The organism is Blautia sp. 2227st1_G12_2227SCRN_220401, assembly GCF_039062885.1.
In the GTDB taxonomy this organism is placed as follows: domain Bacteria; phylum Bacillota; class Clostridia; order Lachnospirales; family Lachnospiraceae; genus Blautia_A; species Blautia_A fusiformis.
The window spans coordinates 1-26191 of record NZ_JBCLNI010000015.1; the positions used below are offsets into that span (position 1 = coordinate 1).

33 protein-coding genes are annotated in these 26191 nt (G+C 38.5%); 4 read left to right on the forward strand and 29 right to left on the reverse strand.

The annotated features are described in order from the left end of the window. Window positions 1–239: 239 nt before the first annotated feature. From ABCM67_RS09110 to ABCM67_RS09140, 7 genes are all read right to left on the reverse strand, one after another. Window positions 240–473, reverse strand: a complete 234-nt coding sequence (locus tag ABCM67_RS09110) for a helix-turn-helix domain-containing protein (RefSeq protein WP_005342382.1) — start codon at window positions 471–473, stop codon at window positions 240–242. Next, window positions 458–898 (reverse strand): hypothetical protein, encoded by a 441-nt coding sequence (locus ABCM67_RS09115; RefSeq protein WP_003431889.1) that lies wholly within the window; start codon window positions 896–898, stop codon window positions 458–460. The genes ABCM67_RS09110 and ABCM67_RS09115 overlap by 16 nt, the downstream gene beginning before the upstream one ends. Before the next feature lie 274 nt (window positions 899–1172). Beyond that, complete coding sequence (locus tag ABCM67_RS09120; protein WP_005342381.1) at window positions 1173–1808, reverse strand: ABC transporter ATP-binding protein; 636 nt, start codon at window positions 1806–1808, stop codon at window positions 1173–1175. Window positions 1809–1821: 13 nt separating this feature from the next. Beyond that, complete coding sequence (locus ABCM67_RS09125) at window positions 1822–3267, reverse strand: FtsX-like permease family protein (RefSeq protein ID WP_342992772.1); 1446 nt, start codon at window positions 3265–3267, stop codon at window positions 1822–1824. 3 nt (window positions 3268–3270) lie between these two features. Continuing rightward, a complete protein-coding gene (locus ABCM67_RS09130; RefSeq protein ID WP_342992773.1) occupies window positions 3271–3609 on the reverse strand; it encodes an FtsX-like permease family protein in 339 nt (112 codons plus the stop codon). Window positions 3610–3641: 32 nt separating this feature from the next. Beyond that, the gene (locus ABCM67_RS09135) at window positions 3642–4499 is read right to left on the reverse strand and encodes an ABC transporter permease (protein WP_342992774.1); all 858 of its coding nucleotides are present in this window, start codon (window positions 4497–4499) and stop codon (window positions 3642–3644) included. Window positions 4500–4510: 11 nt separating this feature from the next. Next, window positions 4511–5005 (reverse strand): chitinase, encoded by a 495-nt coding sequence (locus ABCM67_RS09140; protein WP_138276592.1) that lies wholly within the window; start codon window positions 5003–5005, stop codon window positions 4511–4513. A 162-nt stretch (window positions 5006–5167) separates the two neighbouring features. Here ABCM67_RS09140 and ABCM67_RS09145 point away from each other — a divergent pair, with 162 nt between their 5' ends. Then, on the forward strand, window positions 5168–5854 hold the full coding sequence (locus ABCM67_RS09145; RefSeq protein ID WP_015559973.1) for a response regulator transcription factor: 687 nt from the start codon (window positions 5168–5170) through the stop codon (window positions 5852–5854). Continuing rightward, complete coding sequence (locus tag ABCM67_RS09150) at window positions 5848–7140, forward strand: HAMP domain-containing sensor histidine kinase (RefSeq protein ID WP_005342375.1); 1293 nt, start codon at window positions 5848–5850, stop codon at window positions 7138–7140. Before ABCM67_RS09145 ends, ABCM67_RS09150 begins: the two co-directional genes overlap by 7 nt. 45 nt (window positions 7141–7185) lie before the next feature. Here the strand turns inward: ABCM67_RS09150 and ABCM67_RS09155 are convergent, their stop codons facing one another. The 5 genes from ABCM67_RS09155 to ABCM67_RS09175 are packed head-to-tail and all read right to left on the reverse strand — an operon-like array spanning window position 7186 to window position 10011. Then, window positions 7186–7410 carry a hypothetical protein gene (locus tag ABCM67_RS09155; protein WP_003431901.1) on the reverse strand — a complete coding sequence of 75 codons (225 nt, stop codon included), beginning with the start codon at window positions 7408–7410 and terminating at the stop codon, window positions 7186–7188. 43 nt (window positions 7411–7453) lie between these two features. Continuing rightward, entirely contained in the window at window positions 7454–7738 is a 285-nt protein-coding gene (locus tag ABCM67_RS09160) for a hypothetical protein (protein ID WP_003431903.1), read from the reverse strand. Between the two features lie 6 nt (window positions 7739–7744). Beyond that, window positions 7745–8509 carry an ABC transporter permease gene (locus ABCM67_RS09165; protein ID WP_003431905.1) on the reverse strand — a complete coding sequence of 255 codons (765 nt, stop codon included), beginning with the start codon at window positions 8507–8509 and terminating at the stop codon, window positions 7745–7747. 15 nt (window positions 8510–8524) lie between these two features. Further along, window positions 8525–9250, reverse strand: coding sequence for an ABC transporter permease (locus ABCM67_RS09170; RefSeq protein WP_003431907.1), 726 nt, complete (start codon window positions 9248–9250; stop codon window positions 8525–8527). Then, window positions 9247–10011 carry an ABC transporter ATP-binding protein gene (locus ABCM67_RS09175; RefSeq protein ID WP_003431908.1) on the reverse strand — a complete coding sequence of 255 codons (765 nt, stop codon included), beginning with the start codon at window positions 10009–10011 and terminating at the stop codon, window positions 9247–9249. The genes ABCM67_RS09170 and ABCM67_RS09175 overlap by 4 nt, the downstream gene beginning before the upstream one ends. Before the next feature lie 162 nt (window positions 10012–10173). Here ABCM67_RS09175 and ABCM67_RS09180 point away from each other — a divergent pair, with 162 nt between their 5' ends. Together ABCM67_RS09180 and ABCM67_RS09185 are read left to right on the forward strand one after the other, a co-directional pair. Continuing rightward, the gene (locus tag ABCM67_RS09180) at window positions 10174–10884 is read left to right on the forward strand and encodes a response regulator transcription factor (RefSeq protein WP_003431910.1); all 711 of its coding nucleotides are present in this window, start codon (window positions 10174–10176) and stop codon (window positions 10882–10884) included. Then, complete coding sequence (locus ABCM67_RS09185; protein WP_003431912.1) at window positions 10884–12260, forward strand: HAMP domain-containing sensor histidine kinase; 1377 nt, start codon at window positions 10884–10886, stop codon at window positions 12258–12260. Before ABCM67_RS09180 ends, ABCM67_RS09185 begins: the two co-directional genes overlap by 1 nt. 64 nt (window positions 12261–12324) lie before the next feature. On the opposite strand, the gene ABCM67_RS09190 is transcribed toward ABCM67_RS09185, so the two are convergent. From ABCM67_RS09190 to ABCM67_RS09270, 17 genes are all read right to left on the reverse strand, one after another. Continuing rightward, window positions 12325–13236 (reverse strand): conjugal transfer protein, encoded by a 912-nt coding sequence (locus tag ABCM67_RS09190; protein WP_003431915.1) that lies wholly within the window; start codon window positions 13234–13236, stop codon window positions 12325–12327. Window positions 13237–13252: 16 nt separating this feature from the next. After that, entirely contained in the window at window positions 13253–14260 is a 1008-nt protein-coding gene (locus tag ABCM67_RS09195) for a C40 family peptidase (RefSeq protein WP_003431918.1), read from the reverse strand. Beyond that, window positions 14257–16467, reverse strand: a complete 2211-nt coding sequence (locus ABCM67_RS09200) for an MFS transporter (protein WP_003431919.1) — start codon at window positions 16465–16467, stop codon at window positions 14257–14259. The genes ABCM67_RS09195 and ABCM67_RS09200 overlap by 4 nt, the downstream gene beginning before the upstream one ends. After that, window positions 16467–18917, reverse strand: a complete 2451-nt coding sequence (locus ABCM67_RS09205; RefSeq protein WP_342992775.1) for an ATP-binding protein — start codon at window positions 18915–18917, stop codon at window positions 16467–16469. The genes ABCM67_RS09200 and ABCM67_RS09205 overlap by 1 nt, the downstream gene beginning before the upstream one ends. After that, window positions 18895–19293, reverse strand: coding sequence for a conjugal transfer protein (locus tag ABCM67_RS09210; protein ID WP_003061368.1), 399 nt, complete (start codon window positions 19291–19293; stop codon window positions 18895–18897). The genes ABCM67_RS09205 and ABCM67_RS09210 overlap by 23 nt, the downstream gene beginning before the upstream one ends. 109 nt (window positions 19294–19402) lie before the next feature. Then, on the reverse strand, window positions 19403–19906 hold the full coding sequence (locus ABCM67_RS09215; protein ID WP_059086441.1) for an antirestriction protein ArdA: 504 nt from the start codon (window positions 19904–19906) through the stop codon (window positions 19403–19405). 17 nt (window positions 19907–19923) lie between these two features. Next, entirely contained in the window at window positions 19924–20427 is a 504-nt protein-coding gene (locus ABCM67_RS09220; protein ID WP_044912031.1) for an antirestriction protein ArdA, read from the reverse strand. Beyond that, window positions 20346–20642 (reverse strand): hypothetical protein, encoded by a 297-nt coding sequence (locus ABCM67_RS09225; RefSeq protein ID WP_005339688.1) that lies wholly within the window; start codon window positions 20640–20642, stop codon window positions 20346–20348. Before ABCM67_RS09225 ends, ABCM67_RS09220 begins: the two co-directional genes overlap by 82 nt. A gap of 100 nt (window positions 20643–20742) precedes the next feature. Further along, window positions 20743–21216, reverse strand: coding sequence for a GNAT family N-acetyltransferase (locus ABCM67_RS09230; protein WP_005339691.1), 474 nt, complete (start codon window positions 21214–21216; stop codon window positions 20743–20745). A 208-nt stretch (window positions 21217–21424) separates the two neighbouring features. After that, window positions 21425–21760, reverse strand: a complete 336-nt coding sequence (locus ABCM67_RS09235) for an alpha/beta hydrolase (RefSeq protein WP_243119203.1) — start codon at window positions 21758–21760, stop codon at window positions 21425–21427. Window position 21761: 1 nt separating this feature from the next. Further along, window positions 21762–22052 (reverse strand): alpha/beta fold hydrolase, encoded by a 291-nt coding sequence (locus tag ABCM67_RS09240; RefSeq protein ID WP_005339695.1) that lies wholly within the window; start codon window positions 22050–22052, stop codon window positions 21762–21764. Window positions 22053–22122: 70 nt separating this feature from the next. Then, window positions 22123–22344, reverse strand: coding sequence for a hypothetical protein (locus tag ABCM67_RS09245; protein ID WP_004843355.1), 222 nt, complete (start codon window positions 22342–22344; stop codon window positions 22123–22125). A 1-nt stretch (window position 22345) separates the two neighbouring features. Next, complete coding sequence (locus tag ABCM67_RS09250) at window positions 22346–22480, reverse strand: DUF3789 domain-containing protein (RefSeq protein ID WP_005339698.1); 135 nt, start codon at window positions 22478–22480, stop codon at window positions 22346–22348. Window positions 22481–22492: 12 nt separating this feature from the next. Continuing rightward, entirely contained in the window at window positions 22493–23689 is a 1197-nt protein-coding gene (gene mobT, locus ABCM67_RS09255) for a MobT family relaxase (protein ID WP_138276593.1), read from the reverse strand. 183 nt (window positions 23690–23872) lie between these two features. Then, entirely contained in the window at window positions 23873–25267 is a 1395-nt protein-coding gene (locus tag ABCM67_RS09260; RefSeq protein WP_342992780.1) for an FtsK/SpoIIIE domain-containing protein, read from the reverse strand. A 68-nt stretch (window positions 25268–25335) separates the two neighbouring features. Then, window positions 25336–25539 (reverse strand): helix-turn-helix transcriptional regulator, encoded by a 204-nt coding sequence (locus ABCM67_RS09265; protein WP_008787613.1) that lies wholly within the window; start codon window positions 25537–25539, stop codon window positions 25336–25338. A 3-nt stretch (window positions 25540–25542) separates the two neighbouring features. Continuing rightward, window positions 25543–26184 (reverse strand): DUF3796 domain-containing protein, encoded by a 642-nt coding sequence (locus ABCM67_RS09270; RefSeq protein ID WP_055285974.1) that lies wholly within the window; start codon window positions 26182–26184, stop codon window positions 25543–25545. Window positions 26185–26191: the final 7 nt, after the last annotated feature.

Here is a 26191-nt window from a genome sequence, read left to right on the forward strand (position 1 = left end):
TCAACTATTCCCATTCTTGTGGGCAGAACCGCACCATGCGGACGTATCATTATTCTGTGAGGATAGGTCGTGGCAAAGCGACTTTTCCAACGGTCGCTCTCGGATCACTGCGTGGGTCGCTCGCTTTCTTTTGGAAAGGTCATGGCGTACAGTCCCCGTGGCTTGCTATCTCACAAACGTATCTGTCTGCTTTATTCAGTTGTCAAAGACCAGACGGGCATAATCAATCCCGATATGAATTAGAAGCGTTTAATATCAAAGTTTAAGATTTTACGAATAATCGCTTCTTTGATAAAACCTTTCATTTCCAAATCTACCGCAAGACGTAAGTTGTTGTTATCGTCGTAAAACGGACGCATACAGCTCTGATTGATATATGGGTCATAAAATTCCAAGATTTTTGAAATTGCTGTTTCGTCGCCGTCGCAGGCTTTGGAAATAACCGTGAAAGTCGGTGTCAGCTCTTTTGGCATTTTTCTTTTTCCTCCTCAATCAGTTGCTTTAACTTGTCTAGTGCTTGTATTCTGCACTTCGTTACATTCGCTCTGGAACAGTCAAGCATTTTCCCAATGTAAGTGTCCGTGTCCCCAATGAAAAAATACTGTAAAACGATATTACGCTTTCGTTCTTCAATAGCTTTCAATGCACGAGCCAGTTGTTCATCTTCGATTGATACTTTTTCTCCACAGACTTCAAATACTGCAACATAATCCGTAGAATATGTATCTTCTGTACCTATGGAATTTAAGAGGTCGTCCATAATTTCGGCGAATGGCATTTCTTTTTTCTCTGAACGACGTATCGCTCGATAGAAGTCAATCGCTCTATGACGTATAACTGTTTTAATAGCACAATCGAATTGATGACAGGTTTTTTCTTGTAGTTCTGACGGTTTCATTTTCCTCACCTCCTTTCGCTAGTCGAAAAGAGGTGTCTGCCCCTTTTCATATATACCGCGTTGAAAGTGGGGTACAGCGTAACCAAAATCAAAAAAAACTTAAAAAAATTTTTTCTGGCATGAAAAAAGCCCGCACAAAACATATAGTCTGTACGAGCCTTTGAAACTGTATTGTATTTAGTTCTTATAACAATGCCGTTAGGGTCAAATTGATTGTGTCGAGGTATATCTAAAATATTCCATAATGACAGCTCCTTTACGGCACTATTCTTGTTTATTCAGACAGAAAAGAAATTGCACCGTTTTTAATTTCTAAGATTTCGTCGGCTTCTTCTGCCAAATGCTTACTGTGTGTAACCACAACAACACATTTTCCTAATTCATGTGCAGTCTTTTTCAGCAAAGCAATGATTTCATCAGCGGTAGTTTCATCAAGATTTCCCGTCGGTTCATCTGCCAAAAGTACATGAGCGTCGCTGGCTAAAGCTCTTGCAATCGCCACACGCTGTTGTTGTCCGCCAGATAGTTGCAATACATTTCTCTGCCAGTATTCTTTTCCAATACCGACTTCTTCCAATAATTTTTCAGCATTTCCACTACCACCTAATTTGACATTTTCAACCGTTGTCAAATAATCAATCAGATTATAATTTTGAAATACCAATGAGATATTATGCTTTCTGTGGTAATTCAGCCCTTTTTTTGTAATGTCCTCGCCATTGCAAAGGACAGTCCCTTTTACCGCTGTGTCTAAGCCTGCTAACAACGATAAGAGTGTTGTTTTTCCTGCACCACTCGGACCGACAATGGTATAGAAGATACCCTCCTCGAAAGTAGCAGATACATTATTCAAAATGGTTTTATCTTTTTTTGTTTTGTAAGCATAGCTTACATTCTTTACTTCTAACATTTTCGTCGTCCTCCTAACTCATTTCCGATAAAATATCTTTCGGGTTTCTCTTTAGTATTACAATTCCAGATACCAGAACAGAAGCCGTTATCAACACAAGAACACTTACACCGTCCAACAGATACATTTCTGGCGTAACCTCTACGCTGATACTCTGCACGTCCTGCTTTGGTGCAACGTATTCTGTGGATACTTTTCCCTCATTATTCTTTTCTTCCTCTTGCATTTGCTGAACCTGCTGTGATACCAGATAATTTGCAGTTACTTTAGAAACAGCAGGAGCGACAGCAAAGGACAACATAAGGGAGAGAACAGCAATCATAATCGCTTCGCTCCAAATTTGTCCGATAATTCTAAATTTCGGAACACCGAGAGATAAGAAAATACCAACTTCCTGCACCCGATTTTTCAGCCAGAACAGAAATACTAAAACAAGGATAACAAAACTTGCAACAGAGATTACCAATATCATCATTTCGCTCACTTTTGCTAAATCATTGAAGTTTGAGGACATGGTTTCGGAATTTCCGTTATTGTCAATCAAATCATATTGCTCCCAATTGATGTCTACTTTTTGCAGATTTTCTTTTACTTCGTCGTAAGCTTCCACATCTTCCACTTTGAAATAGGCTCTTTCATATAATGGACTTGTTTCACCCTCTGCCTTTTCTGGAAATCTCAAATCTGTAAATATTACATTTTCCGAACGGTAAGTATCTCCCTGCATAAGTGGGGACATCTTTTGATCCACTTGATAAATTCCAACAATCTCAGCTTCTGATACCTTTGAATTTTCAGTATCGTGGTAATCATTAAAAGAAATCTTATCGCCGATTTTCAGATTATTTTGCTTTGCCAGTTCCTCTGAAATGACACACATATCTTTATCCTCTGAGGTTATCATTCGTCCCTCTTTGATATGCAGGTTTCCAGATAAAACATTTCTGTCTAGTTTCATATCTTTGTTTCCAATTAAACTTACACCGCCAACATCTGCATTCTGGTCTACATCTTTATCTTCAATCCTTTTGAAATTTACAGGGTTTACGGGAGTTGTTACTGTTGTAATATTGTAATCAGCAATTCCTTTTGCTTTTGCCAATTTCTCAATGTCTTTTATATCTAAGCTTTCAAATTCATTTGTTGTCCAGCCTGTCCAAGTCTCCACACCATTGATAATCTCTTTTTCCTGATGGTAGCCACCAAAACTACCTTCCTTATCATTACCAATCTTTTCTGAGTATTCACGAACTCGCTTTGTTCGGTACTCTGCATTTCTTTCTAAAAGAAAGCCTGCACCTATGGCTTGTCTGGTTTTGTCCTGCACCTCAATACTGGCATTTTTGCTCGCCACACCTGCAAGAAGCAAGGTACTGATTGCAAAAACAATCAACAATAAGAGAATACTTTTTACGGGCTTTCTGAACACAGAACGCCTTGCCAATCCAAAAAAATTCATGTACTATCCCTCCATTTTTGCTAATATATCTTTTGGGTTTGCTCGTAATATCGGAAGAATGGAACAGCACAATGCCACCAAAATAACTGCACCGCCTAAAAGGAACAACATTCCAATATCTTGTATCTGCAAAACCACTTTCAGATTTTCTGTTACTGTTTCTGAACCGGTAATGACGTTTTGCAAAACGCCCGAGAACAATTTACCAATGGCTGTTGCTCCTAAAACCGAAAGTGTAAATACACTGCCTGCTTCTAATAAAGTTTGCAGGAAAATTTCACTTTTTGTCTTGCCGAGGCTCATAAAGATTGCCACCTCTTTTTGCCTTGTCCGCATCCACATACATAACAGCAGGGAAACAACAACAGTACCAGTTACCAATGTAAGGTAAGTACCAGCATAAGATTTGCCACCTTACTGATTTGCTCTAATGGAGCAGACATCTGTTGATAAAGGGTATCGGAAGTGCTAAGTTCTACATCATTTCCGAATATTTTTTGCAGGCTGGTTTCCAGCACATCTAATTTTTCTGGTCTTTTTGAATAAACGCAGAGTTTTTCAAATTCAGCTTCTTTGAACAATTCTTTATAAGTGCTGTTGTCAATAAAGACTTGATTTTCTATTCGATTGACCGCCGTAGTTTTTGACGGCTGGTCTTTTTCCGCATTTCCTGCGGACATGAAAATTCCAATAATCTGAACAGATACTTTTGTTCCGTTTTCTGTACCTAGTTCAATCGTATCTCCAACCTTTAGTCCATTTTGATTTGCAAGGTTCGCATTGATAACAGCACCTTTTTTCTCATGTTTGATATAATCGCCAGAAGCTAAGCGGTACTGCATTTCTGAAAAAGGACTGTCTTTTTCCAAATCATCATAGGAGAGCAACGCTATTTTCAAATTTTCCTCATTCGTAGAAGTATTGAGCGTAACGGGAGCAAAATCATTCGGAAATACCTCTTGTCTGCCGATACGGTTGATAGACGAAACATCTTCCAGCGTTTCAATCTTGTTTACTTCATTCTCGGTTATCTTGCTGTCCTTACTTGTAATTTCAGCTACAATCTTAGAATTTGTCTTTTCCTGCATGGCTTGTTTGGACTCATTTGTAGTCCTTAAAATCATGCTTGTACCTAAAATCATACTGTTTACAAGTATCAAAACAATCAACAGAAGAATGGTTTTTCCTTTTTTTCGCTGTAAATAGCGAAAGCCAAGTTGATAAAACTTCATACTTCACACCTCTATTCCCAACGAGCTACGACAACCTTTGTTGCATTAAAATGAAGTGTGTCTGAAAACTCTCCATAGAGATATACTTCAGATTGTTTTTTTACATCGGATATAGAACCCGTTGTTACATTCCTAACACCAGACTGTGCATTTACTGTGGCAATGACAAATTCACAATCTGGGTTATAGGTTACAGAAACAGCATTCTCTTTTTTTTCCATTCCCGGTGCTTCTATTTTTATCCCAGCTCCACCCTCAATATCTTTTGCTTGATTTACCAAGCAACCATTGTCTGTAAATTCCAAAACACTTCCTATCAAATTAGCAGAATCTAATATGTCGTTTCCTTTATTTTCTGAAGAACCATTTGCATTTTCTTCATTCGTATTAGAATTGACAATAGGATTAGACGTATCTGGTTTTTCATCTGGACTTGCACCACACCCCGTCAATGCACAGATACATAATCCAACTGCTACAAATTTACTGATGTTTGTTTTTTTCATTTTTGTATTCCACCTTTCTTGTTCGATATGCCCCTATTGTAAAAGGAAACCATTCTAAAAATCCTGTAAAAAAGTAAGAAAATCATCATCATTTTTTAGAGGATTTTTACAGACTTTTCTGTTATACTGTCTATAATTTATATAGAAAAGGATTGATACATTATGAAAATACTTCTTCTGGAAGATGATTTAGAATTATGTAAAAATATAAAAATTTCGCTGGAAAAAGAAAACTATATGGTTGATTGTTGCAATGACGGGGAAACCGCTATGCTGTATGCCTTAAATACCGACTATGCTTATGACCTCGCCATTGTAGACCGTATGCTACCAATCATTGACGGTTTGACAATCATAAAATCTATGCGTAGAAAAGGAATATCTATTCCTATCCTTATCATTACTGCCATGAGTACCCTTGACAATCGGGTTGAGGGTTTAGACGGCGGTGCTGATGATTACTTAGTAAAGCCATTTCATATCAAAGAATTGCTTGCAAGAGTTCGGGCATTGACAAGGCGACCTGCCAATATCCAGTTATCGTCTAAATTACAATATGGAGATTTAACTTTCGATAAAGACAGCCGAACCTTATCTACACCCGTCAATTCTATTTTATTAACTTCAAAGGAAACCGAATTGACTTTTGTATTTATGCAGAACCCAGAAACACTATTTTCCCGTGAACAGCTTATCCTTAAAATCTGGGGCAGTTCTTCTGAGGTGGAAACTGGCAATGTAGACAGTTACATTTCTTTTCTGCGAAAACGCCTAAAAGAGTTAAAAAGTTCCTGTAAAATAACAACGGTCTACGGTGCAGGGTACAAACTGGAGAAAGAAACATGTTAAATAATTTATACCGAAAACTTCATATTCTGTTTGCAAGTTCTGTTATGCTGATTATTACCCTTGTGATTTCCTTTGTTGTTGCGAACACAGTTCACACGGAAAAAATCAACGAAAGCACCTTGTTTCAAAGATTGACAACCTTGCTGATTTATCAAGTGGAAAGTGCTTCTTCGGATATGGATAAGGAACTTAAAGCCTACGAAGAAAGTTATCATATTTTTTCCTTGATTAGCGATACAAAAGGAAATACCATTTATCAGAGTAATTTTCCATTTCCAACTCCTACGGACAATCTGTTGCATGATGTAGAAAAGCAGATTTCTACACAACCATTATCACAAACAGAAAACAGCACAACTTCACAAGGCGGTTTTCTGGAAATAAGAGGAACACATCACGATACTTATTTTGTTATTCCTGCTACCATTCGGACAGCAAATGATACCGTATATCATGCAACCTTTTTTTATCAGACAGCCAGTTTGACGGATATTTTACAAAAGACATTGCCTATCTATCTTCTTATCTGGTTTTTGGCTTGTATCGTTGTTATCGTGCTGACCCGTTATCTGCTGAAAAAGTCGTTTGCTCCAACGGAACGGATACTGCAAAGCCAAAAAGATTTTGTTGCAACAGCGTCCCATGAATTAAAATCTCCACTTGCTGTTATGATTTCCAACACGGATATGCTTCTTGATAATGTTTCCTTAAACGAGCAGGCAAGGCAAGCCGTACAGACCATAGATTTTGAATGTATGCGGTTATCCCGTTTAGTCAAAGATATGTTGCTTCTGGCTTCTTCCGACGCTAAAACATGGACATTGCATAAAAGCACAATCAATGTAGATACCTTACTCATCACGTTATATGAAACCTACGAACCCGTCTGCATGAAGCAGAATTTAGAACTAAAACTGCATTTATCCGAGGAAAGTTATCCTGCCATGCTTACCGACAAAGACCGATTATTTCAAATCTTGTGTGTCTTTATGGATAATGCCATTCAACATTCCAAGAATAATTCTTTGATAGAGATAGAAGTAATCGCCACCGAAAAGAATATTGCTTTTTCTGTGGCAGACCACGGACAAGGCATTTCTGATGAAGATAAGCAGTATATTTTTGACCGCTTTTATAGTGGCGACAAGTCCCATACGAACAAATCAAATTTTGGACTGGGACTAAGTATCGCCAAAGAATTAACCCAAATGCTGAACGGCACAATAACTATCAATGATACTGCTGGTGGCGGTGCTACTTTTACTGTTAAATTTCCTCTGAAATAGATTAAGGCTTGCAGATCATACAATATGTATGGAGCAAGCCTTTTTTCAAATCTTTGTCTTTTTGGTAATCTTGTAAATATATTCTTCTGGGGTAGGGCGTTTATTACCAAAATATTTTTTGAAATTTGCCTGCACCTCTGGGTCTGGGCTGTTCATGGCTTCATCAATCGTTGCTTCAATATCAGCCCGTATATCAGCCAATGAAACACCGCCAGCCTTTGCACCTGCTTTCAAAGCTTTTTTAATATCTCGTTTTTTTAGACCTATCATATTTCAAATAACCTTTAATCTATATATTTTTCATAAACATTTTTTACATAAAAGTGGCTATTAAGCCAAAAGCTAAAATACCAAACATAAGAAAACCGAAAAAAGCACTAACACATAAAGCGACGATTGAAAATACATCTCGTCGTTTGGGATTTTTTACTAACGAAACCGAAAGAACAAAACCAGATAATATCGAGATTACATTTAATACAATCAATCCCGTTTGAAGTCCTCCTGTAATTTCTTCTGTAAAAAGAGAAATCAATAACGTGATAAATGGTAACAGCGAAATGATAAATGTAATAACACTTAATTTATTTTTTTTCATTTTATATTACCTCATTTCTTTTCGTCCAAAGCATTTAATAGAAACATATAGTGCAAGGGCTGATATGATTACAGCACACGGTATAAAAGGAAATAGCGATATTGTACTTCCTGTTCCCGTCGTTGTTACAGTATGTAATGCGTCTGATACGACATAACCACTATAACAATAAGGGTACACTAACCATAAAGGCGTATTAGCAATTAAAACCCCCGGAATTATTAAGAGTAAATTTAATCCCATAGACAATAGTGGTTTTTCAAATAGTACAGTAATCGCCCACATACAAGCAATAGCTGGAATCATTGTTGCAAACAATTTTAATGTCCATGTGAGTAAGTAGAAAACAGGAATATTTTCTGCCACATTCATTATTTTAGTAGCAATAATGCCTGCAATGATGAATGAACTGAAAAAGATTAATAATTCAATCATTAAAAAACTTAATAATACAAAGAACTTTGCCAATGCAAGTTTTCCTTTACTGATGGGCAAAGCAAGCATTTTTAATATACCATTATTCTTTGTTTCTCTGTTGGAAATCATAACGCAAACAATTACCATTGAAAATGGAAGTAAATAATATCCAAAAAGTAATGCACTTTGAATGAACATTGCCGACCAAGCGTCTGTATATTCTGGCGTCATATACATACTAATACTAGATACGCCAGAAATCACAACTAAGATAGGCGGAATTAAAAGCAAAGGTAAAATCATAGACCTTTTTACTTTCATAAATTCTATTTTTAACAATTCAATAATTGACATACGATTGCCCCCCTTTTATTCATAATGCTTTATTTTGCAAAGATACCAGCCAATCATAAAGAATATGATTGTTTCAAAAACTCCCAATATTAAAATACCTGTATCAATACTTGCTGTTGAAGCTACCGCAGGTTTCATCATCAGTACAAATGGATTGACAAGAAATAGTGATATATCTGAAAGGGACATTGCCATACCGCTAAAAAAACCTGCTACTCCAATACCTAATGTAAACCATATATTTTCACATCGTGATGACACCAAAAGCATAAATGCCAATACAGGTAAAGATGATACAAAGCAATATCCTGTATATTTGACAAGTGTTAGTAACTCAAAAGTTCCGTTGGGTAAAAAGATATTTCCAATAATACACAATGCTCCATTTTGCAAGACGATACAAAAAGTAAGCAAAACAAATAATATATAAAATTTATTTTTGAAAATAGATGATGTCTTAAAAGGAAGCATATACATCTTTTTAATTGCATTTCCTTGAAACTCCATATTATATGTTAAAGTTGTTGCCACGATAATGCCGAACATATTAAGAACCATAACCATTCCATAAAGTTGTGTCAGCAAAACGTCCATAGGCGGAAGCGGTAAACTCAACAAAACCTCTTTACGAACTATAAAATTTACAAAAGCGTATAATGCACCAAGAAGTCCAACAAGCGGTAAAACCACTAATATTCCAGTACGTTTACATTTTTTTAATTCTACGGTTAAATTCTTCATAATTTTAACCTCTGCTTTCTATTGGCATTGTCCTCATCAATCATAGATAAAAACATTTCTTCTAAGTTATCATTTTCAAAGCCAGCTTGATGTGCCGTCAATTTCAAATCATCAAGACTTCCTTCAAATAATAATCTTCCATGATTTAAAATACCAATATTGTCTGCTAATAATTCAATTTCTGACAGCATATGTGACGAAATTAGAACCGTACAGTCATATCTTTTTGGAAGTGTTTTAATGAGATTGCGAATTTCGTGAATACCTGCTGGATCTAAACCATTGGTTGGTTCATCTAAAATTAAAACTGGTGGTTCGCCAAGTAGAGCAGAAGCAAGACCTAAACGCTGTTTCATTCCTAAAGAATATTTTTTTGCCAAGCGATTACCAAATTCAGATAATCCTACTAATTCTAATGCTTTATCAACACTTGACGCTGGAAGTTCTAAAATTCTACGAATAATATCAAGGTTTTCTCTACCTGTTAAATTTGGATAGAATGACGGAGACTCGATAAATGAACCAACTTCTTTCAAAATACGAACACGGTCATTCGGGAAAGTCATGTTATCAATTTGAAATTCTCCATCAGTAGGTGCAGTCAAACCCAAAAGCATTTTCATAGTCGTAGATTTCCCAGCACCATTTGGTCCGAGAAAACCGTAAATACTACCTTTCTTAATGTGTAAAGATACGTGGTCTACTGCAATAAACTCTTTGTATGTTTTTGTCAAATTTTTAGTTTCAATCATGTTTTTCATAATTTTTAACTCCTTTCTCGTTACTTATAATATAAAACACCGACATTACAGCAACATTCTCTCTACCTTACATTTACCTTACAAATGCGAAAATGACTGTTCAACTTTTTTCAGAATGTTATAATAGGATAAAGAAAAAGATAAAGAGAGTGTGACAAACAAATGAAAGATACATACTTAAAATCAAAAAAAGTATTAATAGTTGATGATGAAGAAAGTTTAAGAAGTATGCTCATTACCATATTAGAAGATGAAAACTTTTTTAATATTATTACCGCTGATTGTGTAAAATCAGCTTTGGAAATCTGCCAACAGGAAAAACCAGATATAGCTATATTAGATGTTATGCTTCCAGACGGAAACGGTTTTGAACTTATGGACGCACTAAGAAGTTTCACTAATATTCCAGTAATATTTTTGACTGCAAAAGATGATATACAAGATAAATATTCTGGTTTTGGGTTAGGAGCTGACGATTATATAACAAAACCCTTTATGCCAAAAGAACTTGTCTTTCGCCTAAATGCCGTATTACGCAGATGTTATAAGGAAGATAGCCCTCTTATAGAATTACATGATTGTAAAATTGATTTGGCTAATGCACAAGTTATAAAGAACGATGAAGTTTTACCTCTTACCGCAAAAGAACATGATATTTTAGAAACACTTGTACGAAATGCTAATCATATTGTAACAATAGACGCTCTTTGTGAAGCTGTATGGGGCGATAACCCATTTGGATATGGAAATTCTCTCCTTGCTCATATTCGACGTATAAGAGAAAAAATTGAACTTAACCCCTCAAAACCAAAATCATTAATAACTGTTAAAGGATTGGGATATAAAATAAACGTGGAAAGCAGGTTACAATAATGCGTAATTTTGGAAAATTTATCAGTAAACATTTCTTTATATACTTATCAGTAGTAATTCTTATAGTGCTTTTAGATTTATTAATTTTCTTCCTAACTTTTAATGGTACTGTCAACAGTATAAGCAAAGATAATCCTATTCAAATACTAGAAAAAGTATCTAATAACCTTACTATTCAAAATGGAGAATATATATTAAATAATAAATGTCAAAAAGATTTAGTTACAAACAATATCTGGGGAATAGTAATAGATGATAATGGTAATGTAGTATGGAAACACAATCTACCAAAAGAAATACCATTAAACTATTCATTACAAGATGTTGCTACCTTTTCTAAGGGGTATATCGAAAATTATCCCGTATTTACATGGAAACAAGGAAATGATTTATTAGTATTAGGTTATCCAAAGAACAGCTATTCAAAATTTATGACTAACTATCTTCCCTTATCAGCAATACAGAAAACACCCTTTCTTTTTTTGATTATGTTAGTATCAAATATTGCCATTCTATTTATTGTGTACTACTTATCAAAACGAAATGTGATGTTAAAAATTTCCCCTATACTCAATGGAATAGATAAACTATCACACGGCGAAACGGTTACACTTAATATAAATGGAGAATTGGAAGAAATTGGAAATCGTATCAACGAAACGTCATTGCAATTAAAAAAACAAAATCAAGCAAGAGCAAACTGGATAAGTGGCGTTTCACACGATATACGAACACCCCTTTCCATGATTATGGGATATGCAGATAGAATATCTTCTTCATTAAATGTTGAGGAAAACGCTAGAAAACAAGCTAATATTATCAAAATTCAAAGTGTAAAAATCAAAAATTTGGTTCAAGATTTAAACCTTGTAAGCCAATTAAATTATAATGTGCAACCACATCAAGAAAAACCAGTTCATTTCTGTAAATTGATACGAGAAATTGTTGCTGAATATCTAAACAGCAATATAAATAATAAGTTTGAATTTGAATTGAACTTAAACCATAATACAGAACAAATCACTATTATAGGCGACGAAAGATTGCTATGTCGAGCAATACAAAATATTATTTCTAACAGTATCAATCATAATGAAAACGGCTGTATAATTTCAGTTAGATTAGAAATAAATGGAAATAATTTAGAATTAGTAATCAGCGATAATGGAAAAGGAATTTCCGAAAAAGAACTACAAAAAATACAATCGACACCTCATTATTTACAAAGTACAGATAATAGGTTAGATTTGCGACATGGTCTAGGACTTCTTCTTGTGAAAGAAATCATTTCTATTCATAAAGGAACAGTTTCCATTTCAAGTGCATTAAATAAAGGCTTTTCTACAACTATTTCCTTACCTATAAATAATCAATGACAAAACCGTAGCTTGTATATCACATCAGAGTGTTATATTACAGGCTACGGTCTTTTTATATCATTTATCCTACAATCTTCCAGTTACTATCCTTTTGTAACACAAGCTCATACTGTGATACCTGCGTCGCCTTTGTCTGATTATCAAGGAATTTTACCGCTACCTTGACTTTCACATTATCCCCGTTCTTTGTAAAGATAGGGTTTACCAATTCAGAATAAAGGTAGTCCCTGCCGATAGGTTCAATCACATTTCCAGCTACATAGTAGGCAAGCTCTTTTTCCGTCGCTGTTGGGTACAGCTTAAAGAATGTTTCCAGAAATGCGGTAGCGTCATTGACGGTATCAGCGTCTACGCTTGCGTCTGCTTCTGGTGTCTTTAGCTCATAGTCTGATTTTTCGATTGCTGGTGCAAGGGTAGGGTTCTGAACGATTACCATATCCCCGTCAGCGTCTACATGGACTTTTACGGTATAGGTTGCCTTGACATTTCTTGTCTGTTCTCCCTCTTTTATCTGCTGATCTACTTCGTAGGTAGCAGAAAAAGTGTCCGTTCCCGATTGCTCGATATGCCACACAATCACATCTGTAACTGTGGAGCTGGTCGGTATATCGGTTCTAATGGTATCTATATTCAAGTCCTGCAATTCCTTTGTCAGATAACCGTTGATTGCCTGCGTCCTTGCTTCAATCGCTTCTTTACTGTTACTCCATGTGTAGTAGGACTTCGCAAAGTTCTTCACGAAATTTTCTATCCCGTTGGTGTCCTGTAAGCGAAGCTCAATGATTTCTTTTTCGTGGGTCGTGTGCTGGTCGATAGCCGTAAAATTCTTATACACCCCAAAACTCACGCTTGCGATAAGCACCACCCACAACGCAATCACGGTTTTCTGATGTGTGCCTACCTTGACAGTACGCACCTTTTTTTCTTTTGGTTCTTTGATAGTTTCTGTCTGTTTCTTATTCTTCTTAAACATATTTTTCAAGTCCTTTCTATTGTTTTACTCGTCCTGCACCGATTAAGTGCTGTTGCCAGTAACTACTGCTTAGGTCTGCATATCCTATCGGGTCGCCTGCATGGTACATCTGGTTATTTCCCACATATATTCCCACATGGGTTACATACGAACCAGCATTATAGGTGGAATGGAAAAACACCAAGTCCCCAGCCTTTGCCTGCGAGAGTGGAAGATGTTGGGTAGCGTCATACTGTGCTTGTGCTGTTCTCGGTAAGGAGATACCAGCTTTTCCATAGCACCATTGCACAAGTCCGCTACAATCAAAGGAAGTGTTCGGGTTACTGCCACCATACACATACTTCCAGCCTTGATATTTCAACGCTTCATTCATAATCGCTTGTGCCGTCGCATTATCAAAATGTGCCACAGTCAGATATTGATTGACTAATTCCACATAGAACATATTTCCATAGCCATACCGCCAGCCCCCGTTCTTCGCAACAGCTATCGGGTTGGTGTAGGTTACTTTCTTTCCGCCCGATTTCTCACGGGCGAAGCTCTCTGCAAGATTGTAGGTATGTTTCTTTCCTTTTCCTGCCACATATCCCACATAACCACCGCCATAGTTATAGGACTGTATCGCTACATTCAAATCGTCGATACCTTGATTTTTGCAGGAAGAAAGCAGGGACGCAAAATATTTACACCCCTGCTTGATTGAGCTTTCTGTATCTAAAGAGTTGGGCGGTAGTCCCAGACTTTCTGAACTCTGCATAACATCTTCTGCCGTACCGCCACTTTCTACTTGAATGATAGCCAGTAGCACATTGACATACTCGGAAATGCCGTATTCCCTGGCATATTTTTCCACCATAGGCTGATGTTTCAAGACTTCTGCGGATAAGTTCATACCCGTAATGCCAGAAGAAAAGTTACTGTTCTCGTCGTCGCTGTCCGCACTAATCAAGACACCAAAGAAAAGCACCAGAGAAAAGAGGATAGGAAACAGACTGCCAATGATAGCGATATGTTTCAGTTTCATTTTTTCTTCTGTCCTTTCTTCATTACAAGACTACGGTTCTTTTCGGTATGTTCTGTTGTACGCTTTGATTGTTCAAAGGTCTGTGTCTTTGTAGTACGCTCTGCTTTGTAGTTCTGGCGTGTTTCCTGCGATACCACTTTTTCTACATTCTGCCTATGTACTGGCTGTACAGACTGGGTCGCTTTTCTATCAGAAGCACCAGAAGATAGCGGACGCTCTTTGATAACACTTGTCTTGACTGGCTCACTTGTTTTTGAAGTGGTCGCTGTGGCAGGGCGTTTGACTTCCTGCGTCTTTTCCATACTCGGCTTTGGAATGGTTGAAGCCGTGGCTGGTCGCTCATGGGGACGGGTAGCTCCCGTTGTCGCTGATCCGTCAGCCTTTCGCTGTGCCTGCCTTGCTTCTTGTGCCTTTTGAAGCTCCATACGCTTATCGGCGATATTTTGTCTATGCTGTGTCTGCTTTTCCAATCGTCCCGTTTGTCTGGACTGCTGTTCCTGCACCATACCACGCTTGAAGTCAGACACGCTGGACTTTGCTTTTTCCTTTGCGGAATATACCGCATAAGCGGTCTGTGTTGGCATATCCTTGATATTCTCTTTGACAGCGTTTGCCTTGTCTTTTACTTTATTTTTCGTATCTAAGACAGCACCAACCTTTGAGCCTGCACGCTGTCCCATGCTGGAAGTGGTATTGCCCCGATTTTCTTTTGAAGCTGTATTTTTTCTTTCCGCTCGTTTATTAGCAACGGCACTTCCAGCCACCGCACCAGCGACACCGCCCGAAATACCGCCAGCACTTACCGCCCTTGCAATACGGTGTTCCATACGCCTAGCCCCATGTCGCATAAACAGATACGGTCTGCGGAAAATTCTTCGTCCCATGCTTTGACTGTCATTAGCGTTCAAAGAGAACATACTCATTAAATCGCCCAGCTTCATGTAGATACCAGCGAAACATACTATCTGCAAAAACGCCACCATGAAAAATGGATAGTCTGTGGATATGTTATAAAACATACTGGAAATACTGAACGCCACCGTTACAATGAGCGTTATTCCTGCCCGTGTCATAATGGTATTAAACACCCTCACGATTGCCTGCTTTGCCATGCTTTCATAGCTCGGTATCATGGAAAGTAAAAAGCTGATAGGTAAAAACATTGCAAAGATAATAAAAAGTATCTGGCTGAACAACATCATGCCCGTAAGTAAGAATACAAATATTGTTATCCCTAAATTGAAGAACAATAGGAAGAACACCATGCCTAAACGGTTTACCACCTGCGGTATCGTCAGATTGTTGTTGTCGTTGTCCTCGATTTCTGTTTTCACGACTTCCTCTCTGGTCTTTCCGTCCTCGTCCTCTGGGCTTGCCGATACGAGAGCTTCTACACGGTCTGCCCCGATTTCCTCTGCGTTGCTGTTTCCAAATTGCAGAAGTAGCCACGGCTGTTCCACTTGAATAGAAAATAAGCTGTCCCGTATCAAGTCTACGCTGTCCTTGCCCTCGCTGTCAGAGTTGGGGAGCATGATTTTTGTTCCCAAATCAAGTGAAGCGGTACTGATGTCTGATGAAAATTCATTTATCTTCTTGATGTAATCGGGAGCATAGGCGATAAACGAAGCGGACAGTACGAACACCACTACAAAGTTGATAACGGCGTGAAGTGCCTTGCTGGTTTCCCGTTTGATAAGTCCCGTATAGGCAACATAAAGTCCCACCACTAAGATAATGAGAAGCAGGAAACCAACATAAAAGCCCGTAGAAGAAAAGCCGTTCTGTGTTACGCCTGCAAGGGTCTGTATGCTCTTTCCGATACTGTCTGCCATATCGTTAATGAAGTCCAGCTTATAGGCTTCCTGCACCACATAGCCCGTAGCATTGCTTAAATAAAGGCTTATCGTCCAGACAAAGTTGGTAATGCAGTAAAGCCCGTACTGCACCGATTTTCCAATCCCGTCCAGCCAGTTCCACGGCAACCACGACCAGCTATTATCCACATAAAAATCAAGCTGGTAGTTGGAAAGGGGATATTTTGAGTAAAGATTTTCTGCGTTTATGGTATCGTCCACAAGCCCCGTTGCATGAGCCACCGTCCCCAGAAGTGAAAGCAGGATAAGGGAGAGTGCCACCACGAACAGAGCCATTTTGAGAAAGTGGAAAATCTTCTTTTTTGTGAACGCACCTTTTATCCTTTCTTTCATCACTCCACCTCATTTCTCTGTACGGGCGGTCTGGTATCAAAGGCGTGTAGCAGTTCTTCAAAGACGGGGTGTATCTGTACCACACCGACACGCCCGTATAAGTCCTGCAATAAACATTGTCCGTTTTCCAAATCACGCAAGCGTTTCTGGTTGTTTTCATCGTCCTTGTCGATACCGAAAAATTCTAAGGTCTGCTTTATCTCGTTTATATCCGTGCTTCTAAAGGCAAATTTCAAGCCGATATTGTTTTTCAGACTTTCCTTTGAAACATCATAGGCAGACTGGGTAACAAAATAAACGCCTGCCTGCATAGCTCGTCCAGCACGAACCAGCTTGTTAGAGAGCGTTTCTCCTTGTGCCACATTTAAGAACGCCCACGCTTCATCAAGGTCTACAATCTTAAAAATGCTTCTGTCGCTGTGAATGAAGTCGAGTGCAAAGGTACTAATCACAATCAGCATAGACACCGATAATAATTCAATGGTTGTGTATTCATTAAAAGTGGTGTCTTTATCTGGCAATACTAAGTCCGCTACTTGAATGATATTGAGCTGATTATCTAGGCTGATTGTATTTTTTACTGTCCCGTCTGAAAACAATAAATGTGCAAAATCATAGTTCGTAAAACTGGCAATATGATTTGCAATATGGTTCGCAATCGGCGTATTTTCTTTCCGTAATTCTGTGATAACATTTAACAGCCCTCGGTGTTCGCTTTCAGATACATTGCTGATTGCACTAATAAGCACAGGAAATTTATCTCCGTCACGGGTAGAGATACCCGTTAAGAATGTTAAAATTTCTTTTGCCAGCGTCGCTCCGTCCTCTTTGTCTTTCATAATCACAAATGGGTCAAGAAGTCCTGCATTGTCCTTGTCGCTGGTTAAGTTTACGATATTGATTTCATGGGCGATTTCTGGGAGCGTTTCTTTCCAGTTGCCACGCTCTGATTTTGGGTCTAAGATAACCGCTTGTCCCCCAAAGAGAACCGAATAATACACCAGAAGATTGTTGCAGAACGACTTACCACCGCCAAGCGAACCGACAAAAGCAGAAGCAAGGGCATTTGTAACTGTGCCTTTTACGCCCTGCGAAGCTAAAGACGGTTGCAGGTACACATTTCTTCCCGTATCAACGGAATAGCCCATATAGATACCCGTAGTTTCCCCTAACTGCTGTGTCGCTCCAAAGCCAAGCCCAGCTAAAAAATCTGATTTTACATACTGCACGTAGTCATTGATATATCGCTTGCTGGCTGGAAGAAATTCAGAATGAAGCCCCAGCATATCCCCAGCAGGACGCACCAGCTTTACATTGAGGTCGTCGTAAAAGTCCTTGACTTCATCACAACGGCGTTTCAGCTCGTCAAGATCGGGTGCAGACACCCGTATCACGTAGCTTAACTTATACATACTTTCTTTGCTCTGGTCTAAGTCCGTTTCCAGCTCGTCCACGCTGTCTAAAGCGTCCACCACATTTGAGCTGGTTTCACTTCCTGCTTGATAAGCGTGATTGTCAAGGTCTTTCAATTCCTTTTTCTTATTTCTTACTGTGGTAAGAGCCTTTCTGTTCTCCACGATTTCTACATTCATAGAAGTATCAACGGGGAATGTGAATTGCTGTTGCTGGAAATAGAAGATTTCACTTGACGGAAAATCAAGCTCACCTACAATCGCATTGACGGTAAAGTAGGACACATAGCTTTCCTTATCCTCATGTTCCAATCGTAAATACCGCTGGCTTTCTTCAATCACACATCTTGTCGGACGGATAAGGTCGTAGTATTTTATCAGCGTTTCTTTCTTCAATTTCTTCTTTGGTAGCTGGTACTCATAATCTTCATAAGCGATACCGTCCCTGCCGTAAAGATGTTCCATGAGATACCCAAAATCATTGATTTCCAAGCGACGCACCTTAAAGCGACGGGAGATTTTATTTTCCAGTAACTTTTCCATTTTCATGTAACGGTTGATTTCATCATTCGGCATGGAAACAAAATCATTCATCAGCGTATGGTTCACTTCATGGAGAAATTCCGTGAACGTCAGCCACACCGATTTTTTCATGTTCTTCAGATTGAGCTGTTCTTCCGTAACCATGAGCTTAAAGCCAAGAAAAAAGCGGTAGTCCACTTGATTGTCCCCAATCATAGATACTAACGCTTCGGTCTGCTCGTCTATCTTCTGGCAGGCAACTTCCTTTAATTTTCCCGTTACCAGCTTCTTTGACTGCTCCTGCATACTTCGTATGGAGCTTTCTGTGGCAATCTGCAACGCATGAATTTTACCCTCACGGGACTGTGCGATTAGCTGTCGAAAGCTGTCATGCACGATAAATTTCTGCTCTGCGGATAGGAAAGAATAGTTGTACGGTATCAGCTCATAGTAGGCAAATACCTCATTGTCCTTGTTCCAGACAAGGTTGTTGTCAATATATTTTATCGGGAACATAGTTCACACTCCTTACTGCCGTGATTGTTTCATTGAGTATCTGCTTATGCAGTTTTACGGCTTTTCCTGCATAAGTGATTTTGGGTCTTAACGCATAGGTTATCTGTGATTTCAAAAAGCTGTACGGCTTCTTTCCGTCAAAGGTTTTCTGCGACATAAACCAAGTGAGAGCAACAGGAATACCAAAGTATTTAAGAAATGCTCCCTCAATCATGGAAAGTGGGGGAATATCCCCAAACAGAATGATGATAAATTCTGTAATCACAAACCATGTAATCTGTGTAAAGGTAACGGGAAAGGGCAAGTTAAAGTCATTGATTGCATACAAGACTTTTTCCACGTTCCAGATACCCGTATAAGATTTAATCTTTTTCAAGTTCTTTCAGCTCCTTTCAAAATAGAAAAGGACAGCCATGTTTCAGACTGTCCCTTAAAAGAGAAATACGCTGTCAGTAGCAACAATGCTTGTCGCTGATCTTCCAGCGTTAGTATGGTATCTCGCACATACCTCGGCTTGTTTCAATAAAGCAACCACCCATATCCAAATCTCGCCCGTAGGCTTCATAGTCAATGTAGTTCTGTAAGTGGGGTGGAATGTCGCCAAGTGCCTGCAATTCGTCTATGTAGTAGTAGGCAACGTCTGTCATGGTTTCACAGTCGGGATAATAATAAATATCGTCCTTGTGTTCCACGACTTCTTCCAGCGTCCCATAGTGGCTGATAAATTCGTCCAGACACTCTATGATATAATCGGGAAGTTCCTCTATCATTTCATACATAGAGTTCAGTTCTTCAATGGAAACATACTCGCCAATCGCAATGGGGAAGTTGTCGGTATCATGGATTGCGTATTCCTCATACTGTTCATTCAAGCCGATTTTTTCTTTTACATCTTCCTCGTCAATGGGAAACGTGAACCAAGCGCCGACTAAATAGCCCTCATTGTATTTGCCAAGATTAGTAATGTAAACCGCCATATCATCAATCATAAGCACCACCTCATTTCCTACTCTGGCAGTTCAAAGATACCGTGTTCTGTTACTAAAAATTTTCCGTGTTCCTGCAAGTGAGAAGCGTAGGCTTCAAAGTCAAAATAGTATTCTTTACAGTCCTCGGATAAATGTTTGAACGTCGGGTCGTTCATCAGCTTTTGCCTTGCAACATCAATCATGCTTTTGCAGTCGAGATAAACCGTAATCACGTTCCTGCAAATATAAAGTGCTTCTAAATTCTCAAACACCGTAAGAAGTGATACATATTCTTCCTGCATATCGCTTGAAAGCTGGCGGTACATAAAATCTAATTCGTTGAGCTGATACACTCTTGTATGTTCGTGGACTTCATCAGCATAAGGCAACACCTTTTCGATAATACGGTAATCCCCACTTTCTGCACCGATACCTAACTTTTCTTCAAACTCGGCAACATCTATCGGCAGGTCGAACCAGTATGATATTGTTTCTTCGCCAGTTGTTCCTTTCGTTTCCACCAGCACCCTTGTTTCCTGCATTGTTCCTCACGTCCTTTCTGTTGTTTCATCACATCTTTTAAGGTCTGGTACGACATACCAAACACATACTTTGAAAAATCTTCTAACTGTCTTTCTTCATAATTGGCAGGGTTCAGTCGTTTCATTTCCTGCCACACCTTACGTTTGTAAGAGGGCAGGTCGGAAATGTATTCACAGCCGACTTTTGCCTGCATATCCTTAAAAATATCGTTCATTTCATCACTCCAATCTGAAATTTTGGTAAGAAAAAAGCAGTCAATCCTAAGACTAACTGCTTTGTGTGTAGGGATATGAAATTGTAAACTAGATTGTTTGTTATAGATTTATAGTCATAATATATTCTTCGCTGTTTTCATCAACAACAAGAAAACCTGCTTTCTTATACATTTTTACTGCATAATTATTTTTCTGAACAGATAAGGAAATTTTTGAATAACCAAAAGATTTTTCCACCAACAATAACTGTTGCAATAATGAAGTTCCAATCCCTTGTCCTCTATACTTTTGAAAAACAGACATAGCAAGGGACGGTGTATCATTGTCAATGTGTCCGTAATCGTTCATTATTCGTACCCAAATAGCACCTACGACATTTCCTTGAACTTCCGCAACTAAAGCCCTATCATCTTTTCGCTTTCCAAATTCAAAAACATATTCTTGTAATTCTGGACAGTTAATTATTGATTTAGGTGGTGGCTCAACACCGTCTGGAATATAAATTGCTTCATACAAAAAGTCATTGAGTAAATCATATTCTGCTTTTTTAATTTCCCTTATGATATAATCCATAACTTGACTCCTAATCTATTTTATCTTTTTTCATACCCCGATTATACCATTCACATATAAGCACTACAACAAAATTTTATGCTTCGATAATCTTGTTGAAAAGTTCTAAGAGTATATCATTTCATCACTCCAATCTGAAATTTTTGTAAGAAAAAAGCAGTCAATCCTAAGACTAACTGCTTTGTGTGTATGGATATGAAATTGTTTATCAGACATATTGTTTGAAAAATACATTTAACTTTTGCCCTAGTAGTGTTGGGTTATCTGTATTTACTTCATGTCCTGCATTTTCAATAATAGCTATTTCTGCGTTTTCTATCTGTTGTTGCAATTCTAAAGAAGCTTTTTTATTTATCTTATCCTTATCGCCACAGACAACAAGTACCGAACATGATATTTTTTTCAGTTTATGTTTAAAACTAAGTTCCGTCATAGATTTGCATAGATTGATAAAATCTGTTTTCTGAAAGCCCATTTTTTCAAATGCTGAACAAGGCATAATACGGAATATCAGATTTTGCATTTTTAACAGATACTTTGGCATTTCATATTGTTGTGCCTATTAACACTAATGAGTTCATTTTTTCTGGGTGTTCTATCGCATACTGCATAGCAAGAATACCACCTAAAGAAAGTCCACAAATATTTAGCGGTTCTTCAAACTGTTCACAGTATGTTTCCAATGTCCGATACAATGTATCATAACATGGTGTTTTCCCAAAAAGCCAATCTGATAAATTAGGGCATAAAACTTCAAAATCATCATTGAATACTTTTACGGTATCACTCCAACTTTCAGAAGATTGTCCCAAACCATGAAGCATTATATATTTCATTCCATCACTCCTAGATACTGTGTTTCATATCCACATTATAACATTCGCATATCAGCACCACAATAAAATTTTACGCACCGATAATCTTATTGAACAGCTCTAACAGTACATCTTTCACACCGCCAGCATTGAATACCAAACCGACAGCAATCAAGGCAACTACCAAGAAGCCAATGAGCTTTGAAAACTCACGCTTGAACCCTAAGTAGATACCGATAACCACAATCGCCATAAGCACTAAGCTCTGTGCGTTTGATAAAAACCATTGATACAAATTGTTTCCGAAATTCATGTTATTTGTCCTCGCTTTCTTCTAATTGTTTCATTTCATAGTCAGCTTCTTTGCCGACATTCAAAATACACATCAAGACTACGCCGATACCCATTCCCATAGATACCAGCAGGAAGTCTTTTAATAATACCCACATTTTTTATCACTCCTAACTTTCTACTAAATCTTTTGCAGGGGTCGTCTGCTGTTTGATTATCATTTCATGCTTTTCTGTGAGCTTTGCTTGCTGTTCGATTGTTTCCATGTAGTCTGTACCGTTTCCTTTATCAATCTTTTTCAGCATTTTCAAGGTCGGTGCTACCTGCCTTTGTACCCACCGCAATGTACGGTCTAAGGTGTAAGGCTCTGGCTTTGTCGTCAGCTTCAGACTTTGCCGATTATCGCCGATAAACCAAGCCCAGCGGTCATTGAGTTTCCAGTCATTTTTTCGCTTGTCTGGTTCTTCATCAACAAACCGCACATACTGGTTGATAATAGAAAAGGCGGTCTGTTCTGCGTCATAATAGGTCAGCAAATCTCGTACTGCATAATAGGCACGTTCATTGCGAAGTCGTATCTCAAAACGGTTGATAATGTCGGCTTCTTCAAGCGGTGTCCCTAACTTGACGTACTGCTCATAGTCCTTTTCATAGATACAGAAATACACATCTGATTTCAGCGAACCAAGATAAAGGGTACGTCCCATATATTCTCTGTCGTCCTCTCTGTGCTTGATAAGCTCGCCCGACTGATAAAACTTATAGCTTCTGGACTTTCCAATATATTCCTGTTTTCTGCATTTTTCCGCAAGCTCTGGAATATCTAAAATGCCCGTATGGTCGTTGATAGCAAGGTCGATACGCTTCATCACGCCACCGTCTACGAGTGCGTCCATGAGAAAGTCATACCAGCTTCTTTGTTGTGCTAACAGGTAACTTTCAAACTGCCTGCAACCACGCCCCTTTAACTCTAAAAGGACACCTTTTTCTTCGTCAGCCGACGTATAGATAAAGATGTCCCCTAAAGAATAATGCTCCGTATAACTGTAACGTCCGTAATCTTCATGGAGCATATAATTGATATTCAGTTTTAATATATCTTTGATGATGTGCTGTATATCCAGCGTGGGAAAACGAATTTTCACATAATCAAACAGCATGGTAAGCGGTGCTTCTGGATTGAACCTTGCCAGTTCCTTATGCAAAGTTTCCAGAAGTTCCTTTGACGGCTTCATTTTTCCGCTTTCTATCTTGTTGAGATATTCCCTTGTGATACCCGAAGCCACCGCCAACCTGCCTTGTGAGATACCGTAAGCAATCCGTTTCTCCCGTAATTCTTTTATCCATTGTTCTTCATTCAGAACCATACCCCCAATCTGTAAAGTGTGAAGTTTTTTAAGGCGACTTCACAACTGATTTTTACTAGGAAATCATGCCAGAAGCCTTATGTTTCCTATGTTTTTTGTCTATTGTCTATTTGCAAACGTACCCCTCTGTTAGATACCGAGGGGTTTTACCTGCTGGCGTGGCTAACGCCACACCAGCAACGGCTAGTCCGTGCCGTCGCCTTTCGCTTCGCACGTCGCCGTCCCGTCCTGCCTTGCTTGTGCAAGAGAGCCGATAGTCTGCAAAAAATCATGTCCTTTTGGGACTAAAGGCGTGTAAAATTCACTTATGACGCTTGTTCCCACATCACAATAGCCACGCCCCTTGATACGCTTCTGAAAAAACTGCTTTTTCACATCTGAACCGAACAGCATACCGTAACCTAATTCACTGATACGCCCAAGTCCCACACGGAAATTGAAGTTATCTCTGATACCGTCCGAGAAATACTTTGCGTCTGGACGCTGGCAGGCAACGATAAGGAAATATCCTGCTTGTCGCCCTAACATAACGATTTTCTTTAACTGGCTAAGCAGGCTTACGCTTTCTTTCGTCCCCAGCATTTCAAAAAATGCTACATATTCATCAAAGATAAGAAAGCAGGGTGGCAGTCCCAGATAGGCATAGTTTTCGCCAGTCTTATAGTTCGGGTGTCGTTTCATTTCCTCACTTCGCTGTACCATGCCCTCATAAAAGGCATTGACGCTGTCAATCATTTCTTCTTTGGTATGATACACATTTCCCATAACTGTCCCTAAGTCCGCAAGGTCACCGTTCTTCGGGTCTAAGATATAAAGGACAGCGTTGGTATGCAGTAAGGCTTCAATGAGCGTTAGCAAAAAATAGGTTTTACCGCCACCAGTCCCACCAGCAATCAGAGCGTGAGGGAGTGCGTCATATTCCCAGACAAGATTTTTCATCAATCTAAGACAGCCGTTCTCTGCCCGTACTTCATCAATGGTAATGCGGTTTGCTATCATATCATAAAGCAGGATATATTCGATATATCCGTCATGCAGGGTCTTGTCGGTCAGCTCACAATACAAGCCACTTTCCAATTTATCCTCTAACCGTAAAAGCTGGTCTTGATATTTCCCCAGCGTAATTTCACAGCGGATATGAAGCAGTCCCTTTTCCATTTGATAATAAATCTTTGGAAACCAGACGATTTTTTCCCTTGATCTGCTTTGCAGGTCAGTAAAAAAACCGCTGTCTTGTACGGTATCGGCTTCATACCACTTGTTTTCCAGTACCATTCTTGCCAGCTTTTGACGGTGCAGGAGCTTCTTGAAACTGTCGTAACAGAAGCGGTAATACAGAAAAGCGACCAATGCACAAACACCAGTCGATATCAGTATGGTTATGAAGTTGTAAGGGGAAAGCGTCAAGCCATTCTCAAACAAGCTGAAATGCTCCCAATCGGCACGCATGAGCTGTTTGATATTCAGTAGCAGGAGAACCGCCACGAATACAAACAGAAGCGTTCCTATGGAAAAGTGGTAGACAAGGTGCTTGTCGCTGGCTCTGATACGGTGTCCTTTATTCCAAATCTTACGCATAAAACAATCTCTCCTTTCTGTGTACGAAAAAAGCAGTCAATCCTAAGACTAACTGCTTTAAACTGTCTTTATTCAAAAATAAATATATCTTCTATCGGAGCTTTTACAGCTCTTGAAATATCTATTGCCAATTTAAGTGACGGATTATATTGTGCTTTTTCTAATCTCATAATAGTTTCACGACGAACACCTACAATGTCAGCGAGTTGTTCTTGTGTTAATTCTTGTGCTACACGATATTTTTTTAAATTACATACAAACTTTGCTTCCATAATTTATTTCCTTTTTTCATAACGATATAATAAATAGTTGCTAAGAAAAAGAACAAGAGCATAGATAAGTGAAACAGAAATCAGCATAAATATTGCACACCACTCAACATTACGGGAAAACATACCTATTGCCATAAGCCAGATAACTACAAATAATAGTTTAAAACCTATCTTGTAGGCTTCTAATTGTGCCTTACGTTTATTTTCTTGAAAAAGCTCATCTTCTAAGATATGAGAAAGTTTACCTTCAAAGAAAAAACTGAAAAAACCAAAAAATATGAAAAAAGCAAAAGGAAATATTTCTCCAAATTTATAGTATGTCCAAAATCCGCCAAACCCCAGAAAACCAAACATTCCACAAAATCCCCAGTAAGGAGAAATTGTTCTTGAATATCGTTTTTCCCTGCTGTTTTTTGAAAAGACATTTTTAAAGCAGATAATTACTATATAGATAGCATATAGTGCTATTAAAGCTCCAATTACTAACATAGGAATATCCTTGTAAGAAAATACATATTCCGACATATCCATATTTTTGACCCAGCGTCCATCATTGTATAATAGGGAGTAGATTGTACCAACAATAAGCAATAAAGCACACCCTACCCCCATAAAAATAATTTTTTTAATTTGTTTCTTTGACATATTTATC

Coding starts and splice junctions, on each gene's coding strand:
- ABCM67_RS09145 (WP_015559973.1), top strand. CDS start 5,168: ATGAAAATACTTCTTCTGGAAGATGATTTAGAATTATGTAAAAATATA.
- mobT (WP_138276593.1), bottom strand. CDS start 23,689: ATGGTTCTGAATGAAGAACAATGGATAAAAGAATTACGGGAGAAACGG.
- ABCM67_RS09185 (WP_003431912.1), top strand. CDS start 10,884: ATGCGTAATTTTGGAAAATTTATCAGTAAACATTTCTTTATATACTTA.
- ABCM67_RS09240 (WP_005339695.1), bottom strand. CDS start 22,052: ATGAAATATATAATGCTTCATGGTTTGGGACAATCTTCTGAAAGTTGG.
- ABCM67_RS09200 (WP_003431919.1), bottom strand. CDS start 16,467: ATGAAAGAAAGGATAAAAGGTGCGTTCACAAAAAAGAAGATTTTCCAC.
- ABCM67_RS09115 (WP_003431889.1), bottom strand. CDS start 898: ATGAAACCGTCAGAACTACAAGAAAAAACCTGTCATCAATTCGATTGT.
- ABCM67_RS09250 (WP_005339698.1), bottom strand. CDS start 22,480: ATGTGGGTATTATTAAAAGACTTCCTGCTGGTATCTATGGGAATGGGT.
- ABCM67_RS09225 (WP_005339688.1), bottom strand. CDS start 20,642: ATGAACGATATTTTTAAGGATATGCAGGCAAAAGTCGGCTGTGAATAC.
- ABCM67_RS09235 (WP_243119203.1), bottom strand. CDS start 21,760: ATGCCAAAGTATCTGTTAAAAATGCAAAATCTGATATTCCGTATTATG.
- ABCM67_RS09245 (WP_004843355.1), bottom strand. CDS start 22,344: ATGAATTTCGGAAACAATTTGTATCAATGGTTTTTATCAAACGCACAG.
- ABCM67_RS09150 (WP_005342375.1), top strand. CDS start 5,848: ATGTTAAATAATTTATACCGAAAACTTCATATTCTGTTTGCAAGTTCT.
- ABCM67_RS09130 (WP_342992773.1), bottom strand. CDS start 3,609: ATGTGGATGCGGACAAGGCAAAAAGAGGTGGCAATCTTTATGAGCCTC.
- ABCM67_RS09260 (WP_342992780.1), bottom strand. CDS start 25,267: ATGCGTAAGATTTGGAATAAAGGACACCGTATCAGAGCCAGCGACAAG.
- ABCM67_RS09220 (WP_044912031.1), bottom strand. CDS start 20,427: ATGCAGGAAACAAGGGTGCTGGTGGAAACGAAAGGAACAACTGGCGAA.
- ABCM67_RS09195 (WP_003431918.1), bottom strand. CDS start 14,260: ATGAAACTGAAACATATCGCTATCATTGGCAGTCTGTTTCCTATCCTC.
- ABCM67_RS09155 (WP_003431901.1), bottom strand. CDS start 7,410: ATGATAGGTCTAAAAAAACGAGATATTAAAAAAGCTTTGAAAGCAGGT.
- ABCM67_RS09190 (WP_003431915.1), bottom strand. CDS start 13,236: ATGTTTAAGAAGAATAAGAAACAGACAGAAACTATCAAAGAACCAAAA.
- ABCM67_RS09110 (WP_005342382.1), bottom strand. CDS start 473: ATGCCAAAAGAGCTGACACCGACTTTCACGGTTATTTCCAAAGCCTGC.
- ABCM67_RS09160 (WP_003431903.1), bottom strand. CDS start 7,738: ATGAAAAAAAATAAATTAAGTGTTATTACATTTATCATTTCGCTGTTA.
- ABCM67_RS09180 (WP_003431910.1), top strand. CDS start 10,174: ATGAAAGATACATACTTAAAATCAAAAAAAGTATTAATAGTTGATGAT.
- ABCM67_RS09265 (WP_008787613.1), bottom strand. CDS start 25,539: ATGGAAGCAAAGTTTGTATGTAATTTAAAAAAATATCGTGTAGCACAA.
- ABCM67_RS09165 (WP_003431905.1), bottom strand. CDS start 8,509: ATGTCAATTATTGAATTGTTAAAAATAGAATTTATGAAAGTAAAAAGG.
- ABCM67_RS09175 (WP_003431908.1), bottom strand. CDS start 10,011: ATGAAAAACATGATTGAAACTAAAAATTTGACAAAAACATACAAAGAG.
- ABCM67_RS09170 (WP_003431907.1), bottom strand. CDS start 9,250: ATGAAGAATTTAACCGTAGAATTAAAAAAATGTAAACGTACTGGAATA.
- ABCM67_RS09215 (WP_059086441.1), bottom strand. CDS start 19,906: ATGATTGATGATATGGCGGTTTACATTACTAATCTTGGCAAATACAAT.
- ABCM67_RS09270 (WP_055285974.1), bottom strand. CDS start 26,184: ATGTCAAAGAAACAAATTAAAAAAATTATTTTTATGGGGGTAGGGTGT.
- ABCM67_RS09230 (WP_005339691.1), bottom strand. CDS start 21,216: ATGGATTATATCATAAGGGAAATTAAAAAAGCAGAATATGATTTACTC.
- ABCM67_RS09120 (WP_005342381.1), bottom strand. CDS start 1,808: ATGTTAGAAGTAAAGAATGTAAGCTATGCTTACAAAACAAAAAAAGAT.
- ABCM67_RS09140 (WP_138276592.1), bottom strand. CDS start 5,005: ATGAAAAAAACAAACATCAGTAAATTTGTAGCAGTTGGATTATGTATC.
- ABCM67_RS09125 (WP_342992772.1), bottom strand. CDS start 3,267: ATGAATTTTTTTGGATTGGCAAGGCGTTCTGTGTTCAGAAAGCCCGTA.
- ABCM67_RS09205 (WP_342992775.1), bottom strand. CDS start 18,917: ATGTTCCCGATAAAATATATTGACAACAACCTTGTCTGGAACAAGGAC.
- ABCM67_RS09135 (WP_342992774.1), bottom strand. CDS start 4,499: ATGAAGTTTTATCAACTTGGCTTTCGCTATTTACAGCGAAAAAAAGGA.